At 57.6% G+C, this 18,715-nt stretch carries 18 protein-coding genes and 1 pseudogene; 11 read left to right on the forward strand and 8 right to left on the reverse strand.

Annotation, left to right across the window (positions count from 1 at the left end):
- Positions 1-33: 33 nt before the first annotated feature.
- Positions 34-747: a PA5502 family lipoprotein gene (locus HQ912_RS01030; RefSeq protein WP_160891453.1), complete on the forward strand. Its 714-nt coding sequence runs from the start codon at positions 34-36 to the stop codon at positions 745-747.
- A gap of 116 nt (positions 748-863) precedes the next feature.
- On the opposite strand, the gene katE is transcribed toward HQ912_RS01030, so the two are convergent.
- On the reverse strand, positions 864-3,002 hold the full coding sequence (katE, locus tag HQ912_RS01035) for a catalase HPII (protein WP_173406352.1): 2,139 nt from the start codon (positions 3,000-3,002) through the stop codon (positions 864-866).
- A 265-nt stretch (positions 3,003-3,267) separates the two neighbouring features.
- Between katE and HQ912_RS01040 the strand changes: the two genes are divergently transcribed.
- From HQ912_RS01040 to HQ912_RS01050, 3 genes are all read left to right on the forward strand, one after another.
- Positions 3,268-4,275, forward strand: coding sequence for a methionine ABC transporter ATP-binding protein (locus HQ912_RS01040; RefSeq protein WP_076383152.1), 1,008 nt, complete (start codon positions 3,268-3,270; stop codon positions 4,273-4,275).
- Positions 4,275-4,949: a methionine ABC transporter permease gene (locus HQ912_RS01045; RefSeq protein ID WP_047229776.1), complete on the forward strand. Its 675-nt coding sequence runs from the start codon at positions 4,275-4,277 to the stop codon at positions 4,947-4,949. The genes HQ912_RS01040 and HQ912_RS01045 overlap by 1 nt, the downstream gene beginning before the upstream one ends.
- A gap of 79 nt (positions 4,950-5,028) precedes the next feature.
- Positions 5,029-5,802 carry a MetQ/NlpA family ABC transporter substrate-binding protein gene (locus HQ912_RS01050; RefSeq protein ID WP_076383153.1) on the forward strand — a complete coding sequence of 258 codons (774 nt, stop codon included), beginning with the start codon at positions 5,029-5,031 and terminating at the stop codon, positions 5,800-5,802.
- Positions 5,803-5,927: 125 nt separating this feature from the next.
- On the opposite strand, the gene HQ912_RS01055 is transcribed toward HQ912_RS01050, so the two are convergent.
- Together HQ912_RS01055 and HQ912_RS01060 are read right to left on the reverse strand one after the other, a co-directional pair.
- A complete protein-coding gene (locus HQ912_RS01055; RefSeq protein ID WP_156893483.1) occupies positions 5,928-6,233 on the reverse strand; it encodes a hypothetical protein in 306 nt (101 codons plus the stop codon).
- Between the two features lie 132 nt (positions 6,234-6,365).
- Complete coding sequence (locus HQ912_RS01060) at positions 6,366-6,824, reverse strand: hypothetical protein (RefSeq protein ID WP_173406353.1); 459 nt, start codon at positions 6,822-6,824, stop codon at positions 6,366-6,368.
- Positions 6,825-7,548: 724 nt separating this feature from the next.
- Between HQ912_RS01060 and HQ912_RS01065 the strand changes: the two genes are divergently transcribed.
- Positions 7,549-7,923, forward strand: a complete 375-nt coding sequence (locus HQ912_RS01065; protein ID WP_080962942.1) for a lysozyme inhibitor LprI family protein — start codon at positions 7,549-7,551, stop codon at positions 7,921-7,923.
- A gap of 135 nt (positions 7,924-8,058) precedes the next feature.
- On the opposite strand, the gene HQ912_RS01070 is transcribed toward HQ912_RS01065, so the two are convergent.
- Positions 8,059-8,760, reverse strand: a complete 702-nt coding sequence (locus tag HQ912_RS01070; RefSeq protein WP_076383155.1) for a glutathione S-transferase — start codon at positions 8,758-8,760, stop codon at positions 8,059-8,061.
- A gap of 151 nt (positions 8,761-8,911) precedes the next feature.
- Between HQ912_RS01070 and HQ912_RS01075 the strand changes: the two genes are divergently transcribed.
- From HQ912_RS01075 to HQ912_RS01090, 4 genes and pseudogenes are all read left to right on the forward strand, one after another.
- On the forward strand, positions 8,912-9,475 hold the full coding sequence (locus tag HQ912_RS01075; protein ID WP_173406354.1) for a TetR/AcrR family transcriptional regulator: 564 nt from the start codon (positions 8,912-8,914) through the stop codon (positions 9,473-9,475).
- Between the two features lie 195 nt (positions 9,476-9,670).
- The gene (locus tag HQ912_RS01080) at positions 9,671-10,795 is read left to right on the forward strand and encodes a sensor domain-containing diguanylate cyclase (RefSeq protein WP_047230115.1); all 1,125 of its coding nucleotides are present in this window, start codon (positions 9,671-9,673) and stop codon (positions 10,793-10,795) included.
- Between the two features lie 422 nt (positions 10,796-11,217).
- Positions 11,218-11,637, forward strand: a complete 420-nt coding sequence (locus HQ912_RS01085) for an organic hydroperoxide resistance protein (protein ID WP_003196182.1) — start codon at positions 11,218-11,220, stop codon at positions 11,635-11,637.
- A gap of 33 nt (positions 11,638-11,670) precedes the next feature.
- Positions 11,671-12,153 (forward strand): annotated as a pseudogene (locus HQ912_RS01090) (phage infection protein); the annotation flags it as partial.
- A 275-nt stretch (positions 12,154-12,428) separates the two neighbouring features.
- Here the strand turns inward: HQ912_RS01090 and HQ912_RS01095 are convergent.
- The 4 genes from HQ912_RS01095 to tag form a co-directional block, all read right to left on the reverse strand.
- Positions 12,429-13,217: an SDR family NAD(P)-dependent oxidoreductase gene (locus HQ912_RS01095; RefSeq protein WP_076383157.1), complete on the reverse strand. Its 789-nt coding sequence runs from the start codon at positions 13,215-13,217 to the stop codon at positions 12,429-12,431.
- 164 nt (positions 13,218-13,381) lie between these two features.
- Positions 13,382-13,735, reverse strand: a complete 354-nt coding sequence (locus tag HQ912_RS01100) for a VOC family protein (protein WP_076383158.1) — start codon at positions 13,733-13,735, stop codon at positions 13,382-13,384.
- A 406-nt stretch (positions 13,736-14,141) separates the two neighbouring features.
- The gene (locus HQ912_RS01105; protein ID WP_047230111.1) at positions 14,142-15,029 is read right to left on the reverse strand and encodes a lysophospholipid acyltransferase; all 888 of its coding nucleotides are present in this window, start codon (positions 15,027-15,029) and stop codon (positions 14,142-14,144) included.
- A gap of 42 nt (positions 15,030-15,071) precedes the next feature.
- Positions 15,072-15,629: a DNA-3-methyladenine glycosylase I gene (gene tag / locus HQ912_RS01110; RefSeq protein WP_076383159.1), complete on the reverse strand. Its 558-nt coding sequence runs from the start codon at positions 15,627-15,629 to the stop codon at positions 15,072-15,074.
- 81 nt (positions 15,630-15,710) lie between these two features.
- Between tag and glyQ the strand changes: the two genes are divergently transcribed.
- The gene (gene glyQ, locus HQ912_RS01115; RefSeq protein WP_022641565.1) at positions 15,711-16,664 is read left to right on the forward strand and encodes a glycine--tRNA ligase subunit alpha; all 954 of its coding nucleotides are present in this window, start codon (positions 15,711-15,713) and stop codon (positions 16,662-16,664) included.
- The gene (gene glyS / locus HQ912_RS01120) at positions 16,661-18,715 is read left to right on the forward strand and encodes a glycine--tRNA ligase subunit beta (RefSeq protein WP_173406355.1); all 2,055 of its coding nucleotides are present in this window, start codon (positions 16,661-16,663) and stop codon (positions 18,713-18,715) included. Before glyQ ends, glyS begins: the two co-directional genes overlap by 4 nt.

Genomic DNA, 18,715 nt, shown 5'->3' on the forward strand with positions numbered 1-18,715 from the left:
GCTCGCTTTTTGCGCAAATAGAGAGTCGCAGGAATGAAGCCGTTCGCCTCCCGTTATCTGCTCCTTGTCGCATTTTCCCTGCTGCTGGGCGCCTGCCAGAGTTCGCCGCCAGTCGCCGAAGCCCCCGACACCCGGGGCCCGGCCCTCGTGCAGTTTGAACAAAGTCTGGCCGGCAATGAGCTGGCCACTGCTGAAGACCAACTGGCCGCTTTGCAGGCCCAGTCGCCGGAAGACCCGGCGCTGGAACCCTACCAACGGCAACTGGCCGAGGCGTATCTGCGCCGCAGCCAAATTGACCTGCAAAAAGGCGATGTAAACGCCGCCGCCACCGCCCTGAGCCGAGCCCGAGCCTTGATGCCCAAGGCGCCGGCGCTCTCCGGTGAGGTCAACAGCGCCATTGCCGAGGCCCGCAAGGTCGAGCTGGAAAAAGCCGAGGCCGCCCTCAAGGCCGCCGAAGCCAAACCGGTCGCCAAAGTGATCGACCCGAGTGCTGAAAGCACGACAGTTGCGCTGAATATCGGCGATATCCAGAAAATGCGTCGACAACTGGATGCCATTGCCGCCGACGTGGTGAATTTTCAATGTGACGTCAGCATCCAGGCGCCGCGCACCGACGATTATCCGTGGTTGGCGACTTTGCTGACCAAGCGGGTCAAGAAACTGGACCCGGGGTTTGATTTGAAACTGCAGAAGCAGATTCTGCGCAACGTGCCGGCGCAAATGGTGCTGACACCGCGCAATCCCTAAAAAGCATCGCGAGCAGGCTCGCTCCCACATGAGGCTTTGTGATCGACACAAAACCACTGTGGGAGCGAGCCTGCTCGCGATAGCGTCCTACCAACAAAAGCTCTGTCAGCCGCCCATCAAGCCGGAATCGCCTTGGCCTTAGGCTCCCGCGCCCACACCCGATGTTGGGCAATAGCGTCGAAGAATGCCGGGAACTGGCTGGCATCCGCGTCAGGAATCAGCCCCGCATCCGCCTCCAGCTTCAACAGCACCAGCAATTGCCGGGCCTCGCCGTTGAGCGCGATGGCTTTCAGGTGCTTGTAGGCTTCCAGTACGTAATGCAACGCCACACCGTCCGCACTCAAGGCTTTGATCGATTCCGCGCCACCTGGGACGAACACCGCATCAAAGGCAATGGACGGCATACCTTCCATGGACGCATCCACCGGCAGCTTTTGCCCAGCGGCTGTGGTGACCGGTGCGGAGGTTGGCCCCAGCACTTTGGCGTGAGCCCCCTTGGCTTCCAGGGCTTGCGTGAGCGCATCGATAATCGCTCCATCGACACCGTTGGCCACCAGCACAGCCACCTTACGGGTCTTGATGTCCCCGGACAGCAGGTTCGCCTGACTCAAGGCGGGGGATTGTTCCAACGAAGGTTTCGGTACGTCCACGGTGCAGGCGGTCGGTGCTGGCAGCCCGAGGTTTATTGCCACCCGCTCGGCCAACTTCAGATCAATGTTGGCGAGGATTTCATTGACCTGTCGTGCCCGAATGAACTCCCGCTCCACCTTGCCCAGTTCGAAACTGTAGGCGGCGATGATGTGTTCCTGCTCGTGGGGGCTCATGCTGTTGTAGAACAGCCGCGCTTGGGAAAAGTGATCGCCAAACGACTCGCTGCGTTGACGAATCTTGTGGGCATCAATGCGCTCTGGATAACTTTCGAAGCCGCCGTCCTGCGGGCCGGGCGGGGTTTCCTTCGGCCAGCCGCCATCGATGGAGTTCGGCTCGTAGGAAGCGCGGCCCTTGTCGATGGTGGTGCGGTGCATGGCGTCACGCTGGCCGTTATGCACCGGAGTAATCGCCCGGTTGATCGGCAGCTCATGAAAATTCGGCCCACCGAGTCGGCTGATTTGCGTATCGGTGTAGGAAAACAGCCGGCCTTGCAGCAGCGGATCATTGGTGAAATCGATGCCCGGCACGATATGCCCAGGGCAGAACGCGACTTGCTCGACCTCGGCAAAGAAGTTATCCGGGTTGCGGTTCAATACCATCTTGCCCAGGGGCGTGATAGGAACGAGCTCTTCGGGAATGAGCTTGGTGGGGTCGAGGAGGTCGAAGTCGAACTTATGCTCGTCTTCCTCGGGGACAATTTGTACGCCAAATTCCCATTCCGGGTAGTCCCCCATCTCGATCGATTCCCAAAGATCGCGACGGTGGTAGTCGGTATCTTTACCGGCGAGCTTCTGCGCTTCGTCCCACACCAGCGAACAGGTGCCGACTGTGGGGCGCCAGTGGAATTTAACGAAGCTGCTCCGGCCCTCGGCGTTGATCATGCGGAAGGTGTGTACGCCGAAACCCTGCATGGACCGCAGGCTTTTGGGAATGGCCCTGTCAGACATGGCCCAAATCACCATATGGGCCGACTCCGGCACCAGCGAGACAAAATCCCAGAAGGTGTCGTGGGCCGAACCGCCCGTGGGAATTTCATTGTGGGGTTCGGGTTTCACCGCATGGACGAAATCTGGAAACTTCACCGCATCCTGGATGAAAAACACCGGCATGTTGTTGCCCACCAGGTCGAAGTTGCCTTCGTCGGTAAAGAACTTCACCGCAAAGCCCCGCACATCTCGCACGGTGTCGCCGGATCCTCGTGGACCTTGCACCGTGGAAAAGCGCACGAATACCGGCGTTTTTTTGCTCGGGTCCTGTAGGAAGCCGGCCTTGGTCAGCGCCGAATGTGCTTCATAGCTCTGAAAGTAGCCATGGGCGCCGGTGCCGCGGGCGTGGACAATGCGCTCCGGAATGCGCTCATGGTCAAAGTGCGTGATCTTCTCACGCATGATGAAGTCTTCCAGCAGGGAAGGCCCGCGCGCCCCGACCCGGAGGGTGTTCTGGTTGTCGGCAATCTTCACGCCCTGATTGGTGCGCAGCGCCTGCTCGGTGGCGTCGGAGCGAAACTGTTCCAGGCTTTCAAGCTTGGCGTTGGTGTTGCCGCGATCCAGCGTGTCGGTCCCGGCCAGTTGGCTTTCGGTGCCGGTGGGCTTGTTGGTACTCATCAGACATAACTCCTCGTTGCGATCCCCGCCGTGGCCAGGACTCTTGAGTTCGATGCCGCAGGCACGGTACCCGGGCATTTTCGAGTTGCTTAGTGAGTGACCGATACCGGTTCGCCGCGTTCCTTTTTTATGTCCTTTGATCGCCTTATTGCCAAATGGCTGGTTCAATCGCAAATAAATGCTAAGAACCTCTATACGGACAGGCTAAAATGCGCGCCCGGCTAACCGCTGATCCTTTTCCAACGCGCCCCACAAGGTTCGCTACGTGATCGAGTTTCAAAACGTCCATAAAACCTACCGGGTCGCCGGTAGGGATATCCCCGCCCTGCACCCGACCAGTCTGACGATTGAGAACGGTCAGGTCTTCGGCCTGATTGGCCATTCCGGTGCGGGAAAAAGTACCCTGTTGCGCCTGATCAATCGCCTGGAAGACTCCAGCGGCGGCAAGATCATCGTCGACGGCGAGGAAGTCACTGCCCTGGACGCCAGCGGCTTGCGGCGTTTCCGTCAGCAGGTCGGGATGATTTTCCAGCACTTCAATTTGCTGGCGTCCAAGACCGTGGCCGACAACGTGGCGCTGCCACTGACGCTGGCGGGCGAATTGTCCCGCAGCGAAATCGACCAGCGCGTCGCCGAATTGCTGGCGCGGGTGGGCTTGTCCGAACACGCCAAAAAATACCCGGCGCAGTTGTCCGGTGGCCAGAAGCAGCGCGTCGGCATCGCCCGCGCTCTGGCGACCAAGCCCAAGATCCTGCTGTGCGACGAAGCCACCAGCGCACTGGACCCACAAACCACCGCATCGGTGTTGCAACTGCTGGCGGAAATCAACCGCGAGCTGAAGCTGACCATCGTGCTGATCACCCATGAAATGGACGTGATCCGCCGCGTCTGCGATGAAGTGGCGGTGATGGACGCCGGCGTGATCGTCGAGCAAGGACCCGTGGCCGAGGTCTTCTTGCATCCCAAGCACCCGACCACCAAGCGTTTCGTCCAGGAAGACGAGCAGATCGACGAAAGCGAACAGCGCGACGACTTTGCCCACGTACCAGGGCGCATCGTGCGTCTGACGTTCCAGGGCGAAGCGACCTACGCGCCATTGCTCGGCACCGTCGCCCGGGAAACCGGCGTGGACTACAGCATTCTGGCCGGTCGTATCGACCGCATCAAAGACACCCCCTACGGGCAACTGACCCTCGCCGTCACCGGCGGTGACATGGAGGCGGCATTCGCCCGCTTCACCGCGGCTGACGTCCACATGGAGGTGCTGCGCTGATGGAACTGTTGAATTCATTCTTCGCCAACATCGATTGGCTGGAAATCTGGCTGGCGACCGGCGACACCCTGCTGATGCTCTTCGGCTCGCTGCTTTTCACCGTGCTACTCGGCCTGCCGCTGGGCGTGTTGTTATTCCTCTGCAGCCCGCGCCAGTTGCTCGAAGCCCGCGGCGTTTATGCGCTGCTGTCGCTGATCGTCAACATCTTGCGCTCGCTGCCGTTCATCATCCTGTTGATCGTGATGATCCCGTTCACGGTATTGATCACCGGCACCTCCCTGGGCGTGGCCGGCGCGATTCCGCCACTGGTGGTCGGCGCAACACCGTTCTTCGCCCGCCTGGTGGAAACCGCCTTGCGCGAAGTCGATCGCGGCATCATCGAAGCGACCCAGGCCATGGGCGCGACCACGCGCCAGATCATCGTCAACGCCTTGCTGCCGGAAGCCCGTCCAGGCATTTTTGCCGCGATTACGGTGACAGCGATTACGCTGGTGTCCTACACGGCCATGGCCGGTGTGGTCGGTGCCGGTGGTTTGGGTGACCTGGCGATCCGTTTCGGTTACCAGCGCTTCCAGACCGATGTGATGGTGGTCACGGTGGTGTTGCTGCTGGTGCTGGTCCAGGTCCTGCAAACCGTGGGCGACAAACTGGTTGTGCATTTCTCTAGAAAGTAAGGCCTCGCGGCCAATAAACCATGAGCCGGCCATTCGCTGGCAGGCGCCAAGAGCGGGCGCCCCACAAGGAGTTAGCTGAATGAAAAAACTACTGGTTGCCTTCGCTGCCGCCGCAGCATTTTCCGTCCACGCCGCCGACACCCTGACCGTCGCGGCGACGCCGGTGCCGCACGCGGAAATCCTCGAATTCGTCAAACCGGCCCTGGCCAAAGAAGGCGTGGACCTCAAGGTCAAAGTCTTCACCGACTACATCCAGCCGAACGTCCAAGTCGCCGAAAAGCGCCTGGACGCCAACTTCTTCCAGCACCAGCCGTACCTGGATGAGTTCAACAAAGCCAAGGGCACCCACCTGGTGAGCGTGACCGGCGTGCACCTGGAACCTTTGGGCGCGTACTCCAGCAAGTTCAAGACACTGGCAGAAGTACCAGGCGGTGCCAACGTGGTCATCCCTAACGACGCCACCAACGGCGGCCGTGCGCTGTTGCTGCTGGCGAAGCACGGGGTGATCACGCTGAAGGATTCCAACAACATCCTGTCGACGACCAAGGACATTGTTGAGAACCCGAAGGATTTGAAGTTCCGTGAGCTGGAAGCCGCGACCATTCCGCGGGTGCTGACTCAGGTGGATCTGGCGTTGATCAATACCAACTATGCGTTGGAGGCCAAGCTTGATCCGTCCAAGGATGCGTTGGTGATTGAAGGGAACGACTCGCCGTATGTGAATATTCTGGTTGCCCGTGAGGACGACAAGAACAGTGAGGCGATGAAGAAGCTGGCGGCGGCGCTGCATACGCCGGAAGTGAAGGCTTTTATTCTTGAGAAGTACAAAGGGGCGGTTTTGCCGGCGTTTTGATCTGATCGGGTGGTAAAAAAAAACGGGGCTGCGTGGGAATGCAGGCCCGTTTTTTGGTTTGGAATGTCGATGGGACGATGGGCAGGAAGTTTACTTCCACTCAGTGAGAGGAATAGATCAAGTAGTTACGCGGGTGGTGGAAAAATTCCATACCAGGCACTTGCAACCCAAAATACGCCTGATGCAAGACCCGTTAGTCCAGCTGTTACTCGGGTGAATTTATCCGGCGCTCGTATATTATCTCCTGGCTTTGGAGGTGAAAAATACTCACTAGCGACACACATAATAGCAAGTATAGCCAATAAGCCTGCCCCGAGATTTAACCAAGCAGCGGTTACACTTGAGAGAGGAAATGATTTAAAACAGACCCAAGTTAAAGCAAAAGAAGATAAAGCAATTGAAAGCAACGCTACTTTTTTTGAGTTTCTCATAAGCGATCCTTGCGACATCGTTTATTGCAGTTCGAATGAGGCAAAGTATAAATACAATTCCCCCACCACAATCTACCTGTTCCATTTTCATCGATAATCAGAAATCGGACAGGCAACATTTTTCCAACTTATTTAATTATCGGCTATAGACCATTTCTCTATTTGCTTGTACCCCACATACATAAGTAGCCCCACAAAGGTCGAAGTGAGAAAAGCAATCCAGATAAACCAAGCTGTCCTTCGTGCAGCCTCATAGAAGCTCATCGTATCTGTGTAGTCGCGCTGGTTCAAAATAATATTTGATAACAGATTAGTCGCAAGACCAGCCGTGAAGAACGGAATAACATAAAGCGCTACTTGATACTCACTTTTTAAATCTCTATCGCTAATTGTGTCCTCTGGCAAAATATTAAAAATAGACTGTACCAAGCCTAAAAAAAGTGCCGCCAATAGCAGTAGGGTAATTGCAACTGCAACATCTAACCACTTCGGTGTTTTTGGATCACGTATAAGAAACATTAAGGATACGGAGCAGATGCCCACACCAACAGTTGCATATATATGAAATGCATTGACTGAACCCCACGACATTTTGTACTCCCTATGTGATTTTTCGTTCGTTATGCAACTATATAAAGCTCACGCAAAATATCGGCTGCTTTGTGTATAGCTTTAGTCCGAAACACCAAAAAGTGCGATAAACTTAACAATACAAACCATCGCGGCTCCGGCTTACTTTATTATGAAGGTAGTACCTGTCGGGACTTACTTGATTTGGACAAGTACTTTGCAAACATGATGGTCTTCGAATTTGGTAGTCATCCTCGGTATTAAAATAATGCTCTACGGATCTTAGAAGAAGTAAACAGTCCTGAGATTATCGAGGCTGCGCGGCTGAGCCTCGGCAACTTTAGGAAAGTTACAGTGCGCTAGTTGCCGGCCCGAAGCGGAACGTAGACCCCCGAGGACAAGGCGCATAAACGGGCGGATGCTGGCGTAGTTGTAGGCAAAGGCGCAAGGTTGGGTAGCCTGGCGGACGGGGAGTGGTGGTTGCTTGTCTTTCGGGTCCGCTTTGCAGTCGCAGGGGTGGAGGGGGCTACGGGCGCGCCGACTTTGGTCGGGACAGTCGCATCGGTGAGGGCGGCGAGAGCTACGCAGCCTTTTTCAGCAATCACTTGCTCCCGACCGCCTAGCAGCATTTGCCCGTTGTTCAGGCCGAATACGCCCTAGGATCTGCTTCATTGTTCTACAACCCTCATGATAAATTCCCCGCCGCGACCTCTAATGAATAGAGGGCATTCAGGGAGTGAAGTGAGTGATCAAGTCTTTGTTGGTTGGGACATTGCTGGCAATGGCATCGGCATCGGCATCTGCGATGAGTTGCGATAACCCTAGAAACGCCTATGACAGGACCTATTGCGCGTCGCTGAAAATGGTTCAGTCGGATCAGGAAATCAACGAGCAATACAAGAAGACGATGAGTGCTCTGAACCCGGAGCAAAAGAAAAAAGTGAAAGCCGCTCAAATCCAGTGGATCAAAATCCGTGACAACGCCTGTTCCAACGATGGCCTGCTCTACCTGGACTGTGCCAATGAGAAGACCGAGGCGCGTATCGTCATACTCAAGGCTGTCGAGCGCGAGTGCCGTGCTGCCGGTTGCGACGACGCTAAGCTGTCGCAAGTCGAGTGACCCGTAAACAAGGCTTGCTCGTGCTCTTTCAAGATTACGCTCCACCCCTTTTCCACCCGTGACTCACTTGCGGGTCGGAATATCCAGGAAAAACCCGACCTAAAGCGTCGGGTTTTTCTTTGGCGGGTTTACCCACTATCGCGGCTCAACGCCACGCTCGACCATGGCACGCCATGTCTGCACGCTGGGACGTTCCTGCATCCTGGCATGCCATGCGCGCAATGCGACACATTCTTCAGGAACGGAGAGCTGCACCAGCGAGGCGAAGATCATGCCGCCCAGCACCGCAATATCGGCCATCGAGAACTTGTCACCCGCTACAAAAGGCCGGTCTTTGAGCAGGTTGTCGAAATAGCGCATGCCTCTGATCGCCTTATCGCCCATTCGGCCGCCCCATTCTGCATTCTGGTACAGCTCGACCTTTGGGCCCAGGCCCGGCGTTGCATGGTGGAAGTACATGCTGACCGCATCGAGAAACTCGATCTCGGCGCGCTTGGTCATCATGTGGATGAGGCCTTTTTCAACAGGTGTTTCGCCCGTCAGCGTCGGTTCGCCGACCAGGCTATCCAGGTATTGGGTAATCGCCGTGCACTCGGCAATCAGCGTCCCATCGCTCAGCTCCAGCACGGGCAGTGTCCCGGAGTAATTGAGGGCCAGGAACTCGGGTTGCTTATGTTCGCCGCTCCAGAGATTCACCGACACGAATTCGATTTTCGAGAGCAATCCCTTCTCCGCCAGCGCTATGCGCACTCGGGCGGGGTAAGGGCCGTTGAACCAATCGTAAATTTTCATCGTAGGAACGGTGTAAACATCAGCGCTCTGTTGTGAAGAAGTCATGATTCGGTTACCTGCCTGTCAATTGGTAGGTAAAAGATTGAGCTGGAGATCGGGCGCTGTCAATCCCCTACCTGACAATTGGCAGGTAAGCAAATCCGGGCGTAGAATCGCGACGACATGAGTGAATCGAATTTCGAAACGAGGCCAAAACGTGAACGAAAATGCTCGAGAAGCCATCTTGGCGGCAGCGAAATCCGCTGCACAACTGCACGGTTACAATGGGATAAATTTCCGTAACATTGCCGAAGAGGTGGGCATCAAGAACGCCAGCATTTATTACCACTTCCCGAGCAAGGCCGGCCTGGCCGCGGCGGTTGCTGAACGCTACTGGCAGGACACGCAGCGGGTGCTTGAAGGGATCCGGGCCGGCAATACCGATCCTAAGGAGTGCGTGCAGCTGTACGCCGCCATTTTTCGAACGTCGCTTCAGGACGGCAACAAACTTTGTCTGTCCAGCTTCATGGCAGCCGAATACGAAGACCTTCCCGATGAGGTGTCACGAGAGATCAGGACCTTTGTGGACGGTAACGTAACGTGGCTTGCCCAGGTATTGGCAGATGCCGGAACTGGCGGCACGCAAGAATGTGAACGCCGAGCCCTCGCTATTTACACCGCTGTGGCGGGTGCTCAGTTAATCGCGCGAACTCGGGCGGATGTGAGCCTGTTCGATGATTTGATATCGAGCTATCAGGAGGCGGGATTGATGCCTGCCTGATCCGGTAAAGCAGACGATGCGATTTGTCTGTAGGAATGGTTGGCGCTGCTTCGCCGCCCAGCGGGAACAAGCTCCCTCGCCACGGGGTTCGGTTTAATCGGGATATCGGGACTGTGGGTGTAATTCAGTTGTTCGCCTTACTGGCAGGGTGCCACAATCGCTCTCTTTCAGTTGCGTCACGATCAGGTGGATCACATGGATTGCCCAGGATCTCGGAATGACCAGGCTTTCTTCATAGCCGAGCAGGTGCGAACTGACCGACTGCAGCAACTGTTTCGCCAATCGGTTTCTGCGGTGTTCGGGAGCTACCTCGCTGCCATCATGCTGTGTTGGCTGTGCTGGGATCGCTTTGAACACAGCGTCATCTTTTGGTGGTTGGCCATCTTGACTGGCTCGACGCTGTTGCGCATTTCGTTGTTCGTTGCCTATGTTCGCAGCGACGAAAGCGAGCGCACCCCCCAACGCTGGGAGCGCAAATACTGGATCACACTGGTATTGTCCGCCAGCATCTGGGGAGGAGGCGCATTAGCGGTCATGCCGGCGGACGATCTGTTGTCCCAGGCATTGGTCATGCTTTTTACTGTCGGCATGTCCGTCAGCGCGGTGTCCTGCTACTCCGCCTACCGTGATATGACCCTCGTCTCCATTGGCCTGGTGCTGTTGCCGTGCACCGCCTGGCTGCTGTTTCAACCGTCGCCGATTCAAGTGGGCATCGCACTCTCGATTTTGGTGTTCGCAGCATTTGCCGCCCGCGCTACACACAAAATGTCCCAGGCACTGGAAACCGCTTTTCGACTCACCCGCGAAATGGAACAGGCCAACAGCATTTCAACTCGCGCAGCCCAAACCGATGAATTGACCGGCCTGAAGAGCCGTCGGGCTTTTTTCGAGCATGCCCAACAGCTCTACGACGAATGCAAGGCCAAGCGGGTAGGGTTGTGCGCCGTCATGCTGGACATGGATCACTTCAAGCACATCAACGACACCTACGGCCATCAGGTGGGGGATCAGGTTCTGCGCCAGATGGGGGCGGTCATCAGTTCGTCGTTTCGGGGAACGGATATTCATGGTCGGCTAGGCGGGGAAGAGTTCGCCATCCTGCTTCCGGACACTTCCATCGAAGTCGCTACCCAAATTGCAGAACAGCTCATCGATACGATTGCGGGTTTGATGATCGAGCCTGTTCACTGCATATCAGCCAGCCTCGGCGTCGCGTCGACGGAGGCTTGTAATAAGGACCTTCACAGCCTGATGAACGATGCGGACAAAGCTCTGTATCGAGCAAAGGCCTTGGGGCGTAATCGAGTGGCTGTTGCTTAGTCGGATTGGCTTACATCATCAGTTGGAATTTGATCGTGTCCACGCTCTGCATCACCTTCCAAAAGCGGAACGCGGAGCGTCCCTGGCGGCATTCCCACGCAGGAGCGTGGGAATGATCGAGAAGCCCATCATTCTACTTTGAACGCCCTTTCTCCGAAGGTCTGCAATTGCGCTGGCCCTGCTGATACCCCCTAGCACCTCCTTCCCCTTGAATCACTTCGCGGCCCACACGCTCTGTCGACACGGCGGCGCTTAAAAATAAATTTCCTTTCGGATCAACTGGTTAATTCAAATTCGGCAAATTTTCAAAAATTTATATTGCGCGCAAACTATTTGTCCGTTAATTTTATCTCAACTGGTTAGCGCACAAACATTTAGCGCAAACAAAATCGGTCAAACCAATCAGCAAGCGAGGAAACACCATGAACGTTCTCTATACCGCAGTCGCAACCTCCACTGGTGGCCGTGATGGCCGTGCTGTTTCCAGCGACAAGATTCTCGACGTGAAACTGGCCACACCAAAAGCCCTGGGCGGCGCCGGTGGTGAAGCCACCAACCCTGAGCAGTTGTTCGCCGCCGGTTACTCGGCCTGCTTCATCGGCGCATTGAAGTTTGTCGCCAGCCAAAGCAAACGCAGCATCCCTGCTGACGCCTCAATCACGGCACACGTCGGCATCGGCCAGATCCCTGGCGGTTTCGGTCTGGACATTGACCTGCACATCAATCTGCCGGGTCTGGATCAAGCCGATGCTCAAGCGCTGGTCGACGCGGCTCACCAGGTCTGCCCGTACTCCAACGCGACACGCGGCAACGTCGACGTCCGTTTGCACGTCACCGTCTAACTCACTTCATCTACGAATAAAAAGGATCAGGACATGAACACTTTCAACAAAACGCTTGTTGGCTCGCTTCTCGCACTGGCGCTCGGCAATGCATTCGCAACTTCTTTTGTTCAACCTACGGTCGCTGAGGGCGGCTCGGACCGGCTGATCGAAAAACGTGTCGCTGAAGGTGGTTCGGATCGGCTGATCGATAAACGTGTCGCCGAAGGCGGTTCGGATCGACTGATCGATAAACGTGTCGCCGAAGGCGGCTCGGACCGGCTGATCGATAAACGTGTCGCCGAAGGCGGCTCGGACCGGCTGATCGATAAACGTGTCGCTGAAGGTGGTTCGGATCGGCTGATCGATAAACGTGTCGCCGAAGGTGGTTCGGATCGGCTGATCGAAAAACGTGTCGCTGAAGGCGGTTCGGATCGGCTGATCGATAAACGTGTCGCTGAAGGTGGTTCGGATCGGCTGATCGATAAACGTGTCGCCGAAGGTGGTTCGGATCGGCTGATCGAAAAACGTGTAGCCGAAGGCGGTTCGGATCGGCTGATCGATAAACGTGTCGCTGAAGGTGGTTCAGATCGGCTGATCGAAAAACGTGTCGCTGAAGGTGGTTCGGATCGACTGATCGAAAAACGTTTAGCCGAAGGCGGCTCGGATCGCTTGATCGAAAACCGGGTAGGCTGAACAAACCCTTCAACGCTCCGAAAACGGGTCAAATCAACCCATGTTGCTTCCAAAAGAAAAAACGCCGCTTATCTCTCATGAGGAAGCGGCGTTTTTTTGCAACGTGTCATAGGGCCCTAAACGATGCTATCCACCACCCCACCATCCACACGCAACGCCGCACCGGTGGTGGCCGAGGCCTGTTCCGAGCTGGCATAGATGATCATGTTGGCGACTTCCTCGACGCGCGCCGCACGCTGGATGATCGAGGTGCTACGGTGCTGGTTGACGAAATCCGCCGCGACCTTTTCCAGGCTTTCCCCGCTACGCTCAACGTCTGCCTGGAGCATCTGGGCAACTCCTTCGGAAAGCGTCGGCCCAGGCAGTACCGAATTCACCGTAACGCCGGTGCCGGCGAGGCGCTTGGCCAGGCCGCGAGCAATGGACAGTTGGGCGGTTTTGGTAAAGCCGTAGTGGATCATGTCGGCGGGGATGTTCAGACCCGATTCCGACGAGACAAACACAATCCGCCCCCAACCGCGCTCGACCATGCCCGGCGCGTAGGCCCTGGAAACCCGCACGCCCGACATCACGTTGGTTTCGAAAAAGCGCTGCCATTCGCTGTCCGGCGTTTCGAAAAAGTCTTCCTGTTTGAAAATGCCCAGGTTGTTGATGACGATATCGAAGCTTGGGTGCTTGGCGATCAGTGCCTGGCAGCCAGCCTCATGACTAAGGTCACCCACAAAGCCAGCGGCATTTGAAGCAAGGTCGCCCAACCGCTGCAACGCGTCCTCCACGCTGCTCTCGCTGCGACCATTGATGACCACGTGGGCGCCGGACTCGAGGAAGCCTTTGGCTGTGGCGAAACCAATGCCGCTGGAGGAGCCGGTGACTAAGACGTGGCGTCCGGTGAAGTCGATTTTCATGAGGGGACTCCTTGATTAATGAACCAGAGGAAGTGCGATATTTCTGAACGGACGGTAATCCGACGGATTTAGAGATGGCTTTGCCATTCCAACGTCACCGATATCGCAGGTCCTTAATCATGGACACGATTGAGGCTTTGCGCCTCCTCGTGATCAATCAGCCATCAGGAAGCCGACCACACCGCCAGCTCATAGCCATCCGGATCGATAAAGTGAAAACGTCGGCCACCGGGGAAATCGAACACTTCACGGCTGATGATCGCCCCAGCGGCCTTGAGTCTGAGTTGGGTGCCTTCAAGGTCATCCGCGTACAGGATGATTAACGGGCCGCCTGGGCGCACAGGTTCACCGGTCGTGAAGCCACCGGTCAGACGACCGTCGCTGAATTCGGTGTAGGTCGGGCCGTAGTCGACGAAACTCCAGCCGAATGCGCTCGCATAGAAGGCTTTGCTTCGGGCGATGTCGCTGACATTGAGCTCGATGTTGTCGATCTGGCGGTCATTACCTCGAATGCCCATTGACGCGTCCTTGGCTGATTGGGGATAGGCGAGCTTAGGACATTCAGCCCGCACTGTGCTTGGAAAAATAGACCTCTGTGCCTGAAAGAATGTGTCAGCTTGGTTGGGGCTGCTGCGCAGCCCAGCGGGAGCTAGCTCCCTCGCCACAGGGTGAGCCGTTCGGTTGGATATGTGTTGTCTGTCAGGCTCGCTCCCACAGTTTTTCCGGGTTGTTCACAGATATCGCATCCATCACAAATCCCCGTGGGAACTGAGCTTGCTCGCCATAGCGGTGGTTCAGCTTGCACTGATGTTGAATGGGCCGCCGTCATCGCGAGCAAGCTCGGCTCCCACATGGGTTCTTGGGTGTTCGCATATCCTGCATTCACCACAAATCCCTGTGTCACTCATATGCAGCAACAGGCCTTCAGTACCACCGCGCCTCGCCTGGCGGGCGTTTTTTGAAGCGTTTCATGCTCCACATGTACTGGCTCGGGTAGGCGCGTACATAACGCTCCACAACCTGGCTCATGGCGGCGCAGGCGGTTTCGGTGTCGGTGCTGTACATGGCGTCTGGGGCGGCTTCGAGGATGACTTTGTAGCCGGAGCCGTCCGGCAGGCGCAGGGCGTGGAGGAATACGCCGACGGCCTTGCCACCGGCGAGCATGTTCGGTACGAACTTGCTGGTCAGGGCCTGGGTGGCGAAGAAGGGGACGAAGATACCGGCAGACTCGGCCGGTTCCGGGTCGGCGGGAATGCCCACTTGACCGCCCTTTCGGACCTCTTTGATGACGCTGAGGATACCTTCCTTAGTCGACGCCGCGACTTTGTTGCCCAGTTGCACGCGCTGTTTGCGCAGCAATTCATCCACCGCTTTGAGCTTGGGCGGACGGTAGAAAATGATCGGTTTGCACTGGCTGCAATAGAAGTGGTTAAGCACTTCCCAGTTGCCCAGGTGGCTGGTGATGCCCACCACGCCTTTGCCGGAAGCGAGCGCTTCTTTTAATACGTCCAGGCCTTCGACTTCCCGCACCAGGTCGATGGAACGCTGGGCCGGCCAGATCCAGGCGCAGGCGCTTTCAGTCAGGGATTTGCCGATGTCCTTGAGGCTTTGGCCCACCAGACGTTCGCGCTCGGCCGGGTCCATCTCGGGGAAACACTTGGCGAGGTTGATCCGCACCACGTCGCGGGAACGATTGGGCAGCTTCCACATGAGCCAGCCGATGGCCGAACCCGACGCCTGCACCGCGCGCCAAGGCAGCATCGCAAACAACCGCAGAGCGCCGACCAGCAAGGCGCCTTTCAACTTATCCACAGGTCACTCCTGAATTCATGGGCGTGTTGCGAGCCGGCTATTCTAACCGCCGTTTGCCAGCTCCGCGTAGCGGTCGCAGTCCTGGGTATGGTCCATGACCATTCCCGAGGCCTGCATCAAGGCGTAACAAATGGTCGGCCCGACAAAGGTGAAGCCGGCTTTTTTCAGGCCCTTGCTCATCTGCACGGCCTGGGGCGTGATGGCCGGCACTTCGGAGCGGTCCTTGAAGTGGTTGATGACCGGCTTGCCGTCCACGAACGACCAGAGGAACGCCACCGGATCCTCCAGGGCCAGCCAGGCTTGGGCATTGCGCCGGGCCGCATTGAGCTTGAGGCGGTTGCGGATGATGCCGGGGTCGAGCATCAGCTCATCGATTTCTGCATCGCTCATCTGCGCCACGCGCTGGACGTCAAAGCCGAACAGCACTTGCCGGTAGCGCTCGCGTTTGCGCAAAACGGTGATCCAGGACAGCCCGGCCTGGAACCCTTCGAGCAAAAGCAACTCGAACAAACCCTGCGCATCGCGCAGCGGCGTGCCCCACTCCTGATCGTGATAAGCCATGTACAAAGGATCGTCAGAACACCAAAAGCAGCGTGGCATAAGGCTCCAGGGGGCGTGCGCACGAACGAATCGGGTATACTCCCGCTCTTTAAATCGCAGCCCAAGAAACAGGTGAATTTCGTGAGCCAGCCTACGCCAGCCGTGCGTACCTTCCAAGACTTGATCCTCGCCCTCCAGCAATACTGGGCCGAGCAAGGTTGCGTGGTACTTCAGCCCTACGATATGGAAGTAGGCGCCGGCACTTTCCACACTGCCACGTTTCTGCGTGCCATCGGCCCGGAAACCTGGAACGCCGCTTATGTGCAGCCCAGCCGCCGCCCGACTGACGGCCGCTACGGCGAAAACCCGAACCGTCTGCAGCACTACTACCAGTTCCAGGTGGTCCTGAAACCGAACCCGGAAAACTTCCAGGAGCTGTACTTGGGCTCGCTCAAGCACGTCGGCCTCGACCCGCTGGTGCACGACATTCGTTTCGTTGAAGACAACTGGGAATCGCCAACCCTGGGCGCCTGGGGCCTGGGCTGGGAAGTCTGGCTCAACGGCATGGAAGTGACCCAGTTCACATATTTCCAGCAAGCGGGTGGCATCGAGTGCTACCCGGTGACCGGCGAAATCACCTATGGCCTGGAACGTCTGGCCATGTACCTGCAAGGCGTGGACTCGGTCTACGACCTGGTATGGGCCGACGGCCCGTTCGGCAAAGTGACCTACGGCGACGTGTTCCACCAGAACGAAGTGGAGCAATCGACCTACAACTTCGAACACGCCAACGTCGACAAGCTGTTCGAGTTGTTCGATTTCTATGAAAGCGAAGCCAAGCGCCTGATCGAACTGGACCAGCCGCTGCCGTTGCCGAGCTATGAAATGGTGTTGAAGGCGTCCCACACCTTCAACCTGCTGGACGCACGCCGGGCGATTTCCGTGACTGCGCGCCAGCAATACATCCTGCGTGTACGCACCCTGGCGCGTTCCGTTGCGCAAGCCTACCTGCTGGCCCGTGCCAAGCTGGGCTTCCCGATGGCGACCCCGGATTTGCGTGATGAAGTGTTGGCTAAGCTGGAGGCTGCACAATGAGTGCTCAAGATTTTCTGGTTGAACTGGGCACCGAAGAACTGCCACCCAAAGCCCTGAACACCCTGGCCGATGCGTTCCTGGCCGGTATCGAGAAGGGCCTGCAAGCCGCTGGCCTGAACTTCGAAGCCAAGCATGTCTACGCCGCACCGCGTCGTTTGGCCGTGCTGATCACCGCCCTGGCGACCCAGCAGCCGGACCGCAGCATCAACCTCGACGGCCCGCCACGCCAGGCCGCGTTCGATGCCGACGGCAACCCAACCCAAGCCGCCCTCGGTTTCGCCAAGAAATGTGGCGTGGACCTGAGCGAAATCGACCAGAGCGGGCCGAAGCTGCGCTACAGCCAGAGCATCAAGGGCAAGCCGACCGCCAGCCTGTTGCCGACCATCATCGAAGATTCCCTGAACGACCTGCCGATTCCCAAGCGCATGCGCTGGGCCGCGCGCAAGGAAGAGTTCGTGCGTCCGACCCAATGGCTGGTGATGCTGCTCGGTGACCAAGTCATCGACTGCACGATCCTGGCCCAGAAGGCCGGTCGCGATTCCCGCGGTCACCGCTTCCATCATCCGCAGAGCGTGCGCATCACCTCGCCGGCCAATTACCTGGCCGACCTGCGTTCCGCCTACGTATTGGCTGACGCCAACGAGCGTCGCGAACTGATCAGCAGGCGCACCGAAGAGTTGGCCACCCAGCAGGAAGGCACCGCCATCGTGCCGCCAAGTCTGCTGGACGAAGTGACCGCGCTGGTGGAATGGCCAGTGCCGCTGGTGTGCTCGTTCGAGGAACGTTTCCTTGAAGTGCCGCAGGAAGCGCTTATCACCACCATGCAGGACAACCAGAAGTATTTCTGCCTGCTGGACGCTGAAGGCAAGTTGCTGCCGCGCTTCATCACCGTCGCCAACATCGAAAGCAAGGACCCGCAGCAGATCATCGCCGGTAACGAGAAAGTCGTTCGCCCGCGCCTGACGGACGCCGAGTTCTTCTTCAAGCAGGACAAGAAGCAACCGCTGGAAAGCTTCAACGAACGCCTGCAGAACGTGGTGTTCCAGGAAAAACTCGGCAGCGTCTACGACAAGGCCGAGCGCGTTTCGAAACTGGCTGCTTTCATCGCTCCACGCATTGGCGGCGACGCCCAGCGCGCCGCCCGTGCCGGCATCCTGTCCAAGTGCGACCTGTCCACAGAAATGGTCGGTGAGTTCCCGGAGATGCAAGGCGTTGCCGGTTACTACTACGCCCTCAACGACGGCGAGCCGCAAGACGTGGCCCTGGCGCTGAACGAGCAGTACATGCCCCGCGGTGCCGGCGCTGAACTGCCGACCACCCTGACCGGTGCGGCCGTGGCCATCGCCGACAAGCTCGACACCCTGGTGGGTATCTTCGGCATCGGCATGTTGCCTACCGGCAGCAAAGACCCGTACGCCCTGCGTCGCGCGGCGTTGGGTGTGCTGCGGATCCTGATCGACAAGCAACTGGACCTGGACCTGAACGACGCTGTGGCGTTCGCCGTCAATGCGTTCGGCAGCAAGGTCAAGTCTGCCGGTCTGGCCGACGCGGTGCTGGAATTCATCTTCGACCGCCTGCGTGCGCGTTATGAAGACGAAGGCGTCGATGTCGCCACCTATCTGTCGGTGCGTGCCCTCAAGCCCGGTTCGGCCCTGGACTTCGACCAGCGCGTCCAAGCGGTGCAGGCTTTCCGCCAACTGCCGGAAGCAGCAGCGCTGGCGGCGGTGAACAAGCGGGTGTCGAATCTGCTGAGCAAGGCCGAGCCTACAATTTTCGCCGTACCTGAGGCGCGGTACTTTGATAACGCCGTGGAGTTCTCACTCAACTCGGCTATCCAGCAGGCGTCTACGTCCGTGCAACCGCTGATGGAAAAGCGCGAGTATGCCGAAGCGCTGGCACGCCTGGCAGCACTGCGCGATCCTGTCGATGCGTTCTTTGAAGCCGTGATGGTGAATGCGGACAACGAAGATGTTCGCAAGAATCGCTATGCACTGCTGGCGCGCCTGCGGGGCCTGTTCCTCAATATTGCCGACATTTCCATGCTGGGTTGA

The organism is Pseudomonas sp. MPDS (assembly GCF_013283895.1).
GTDB classification, from domain to species: Bacteria; Pseudomonadota; Gammaproteobacteria; order Pseudomonadales; family Pseudomonadaceae; genus Aquipseudomonas; species Aquipseudomonas rhizophila.

Bases quoted from the DNA above. Each gene is read 5' to 3' on its own strand.
- HQ912_RS01030 (WP_160891453.1), top strand. From the start codon at position 34: ATGAAGCCGTTCGCCTCCCGTTATCTGCTCCTTGTCGCATTTTCCCTG.
- katE (WP_173406352.1), bottom strand. From the start codon at position 3,002: ATGAGTACCAACAAGCCCACCGGCACCGAAAGCCAACTGGCCGGGACC.
- HQ912_RS01045 (WP_047229776.1), top strand. From the start codon at position 4,275: ATGGAACTGTTGAATTCATTCTTCGCCAACATCGATTGGCTGGAAATC.
- HQ912_RS01050 (WP_076383153.1), top strand. From the start codon at position 5,029: ATGAAAAAACTACTGGTTGCCTTCGCTGCCGCCGCAGCATTTTCCGTC.
- HQ912_RS01055 (WP_156893483.1), bottom strand. From the start codon at position 6,233: ATGAGAAACTCAAAAAAAGTAGCGTTGCTTTCAATTGCTTTATCTTCT.
- HQ912_RS01060 (WP_173406353.1), bottom strand. From the start codon at position 6,824: ATGTCGTGGGGTTCAGTCAATGCATTTCATATATATGCAACTGTTGGT.
- HQ912_RS01070 (WP_076383155.1), bottom strand. From the start codon at position 8,760: ATGACTTCTTCACAACAGAGCGCTGATGTTTACACCGTTCCTACGATG.
- HQ912_RS01080 (WP_047230115.1), top strand. From the start codon at position 9,671: ATGGATTGCCCAGGATCTCGGAATGACCAGGCTTTCTTCATAGCCGAG.
- HQ912_RS01085 (WP_003196182.1), top strand. From the start codon at position 11,218: ATGAACGTTCTCTATACCGCAGTCGCAACCTCCACTGGTGGCCGTGAT.
- HQ912_RS01095 (WP_076383157.1), bottom strand. From the start codon at position 13,217: ATGAAAATCGACTTCACCGGACGCCACGTCTTAGTCACCGGCTCCTCC.
- HQ912_RS01100 (WP_076383158.1), bottom strand. From the start codon at position 13,735: ATGGGCATTCGAGGTAATGACCGCCAGATCGACAACATCGAGCTCAAT.
- tag (WP_076383159.1), bottom strand. From the start codon at position 15,629: ATGCCACGCTGCTTTTGGTGTTCTGACGATCCTTTGTACATGGCTTAT.
- glyS (WP_173406355.1), top strand. From the start codon at position 16,661: ATGAGTGCTCAAGATTTTCTGGTTGAACTGGGCACCGAAGAACTGCCA.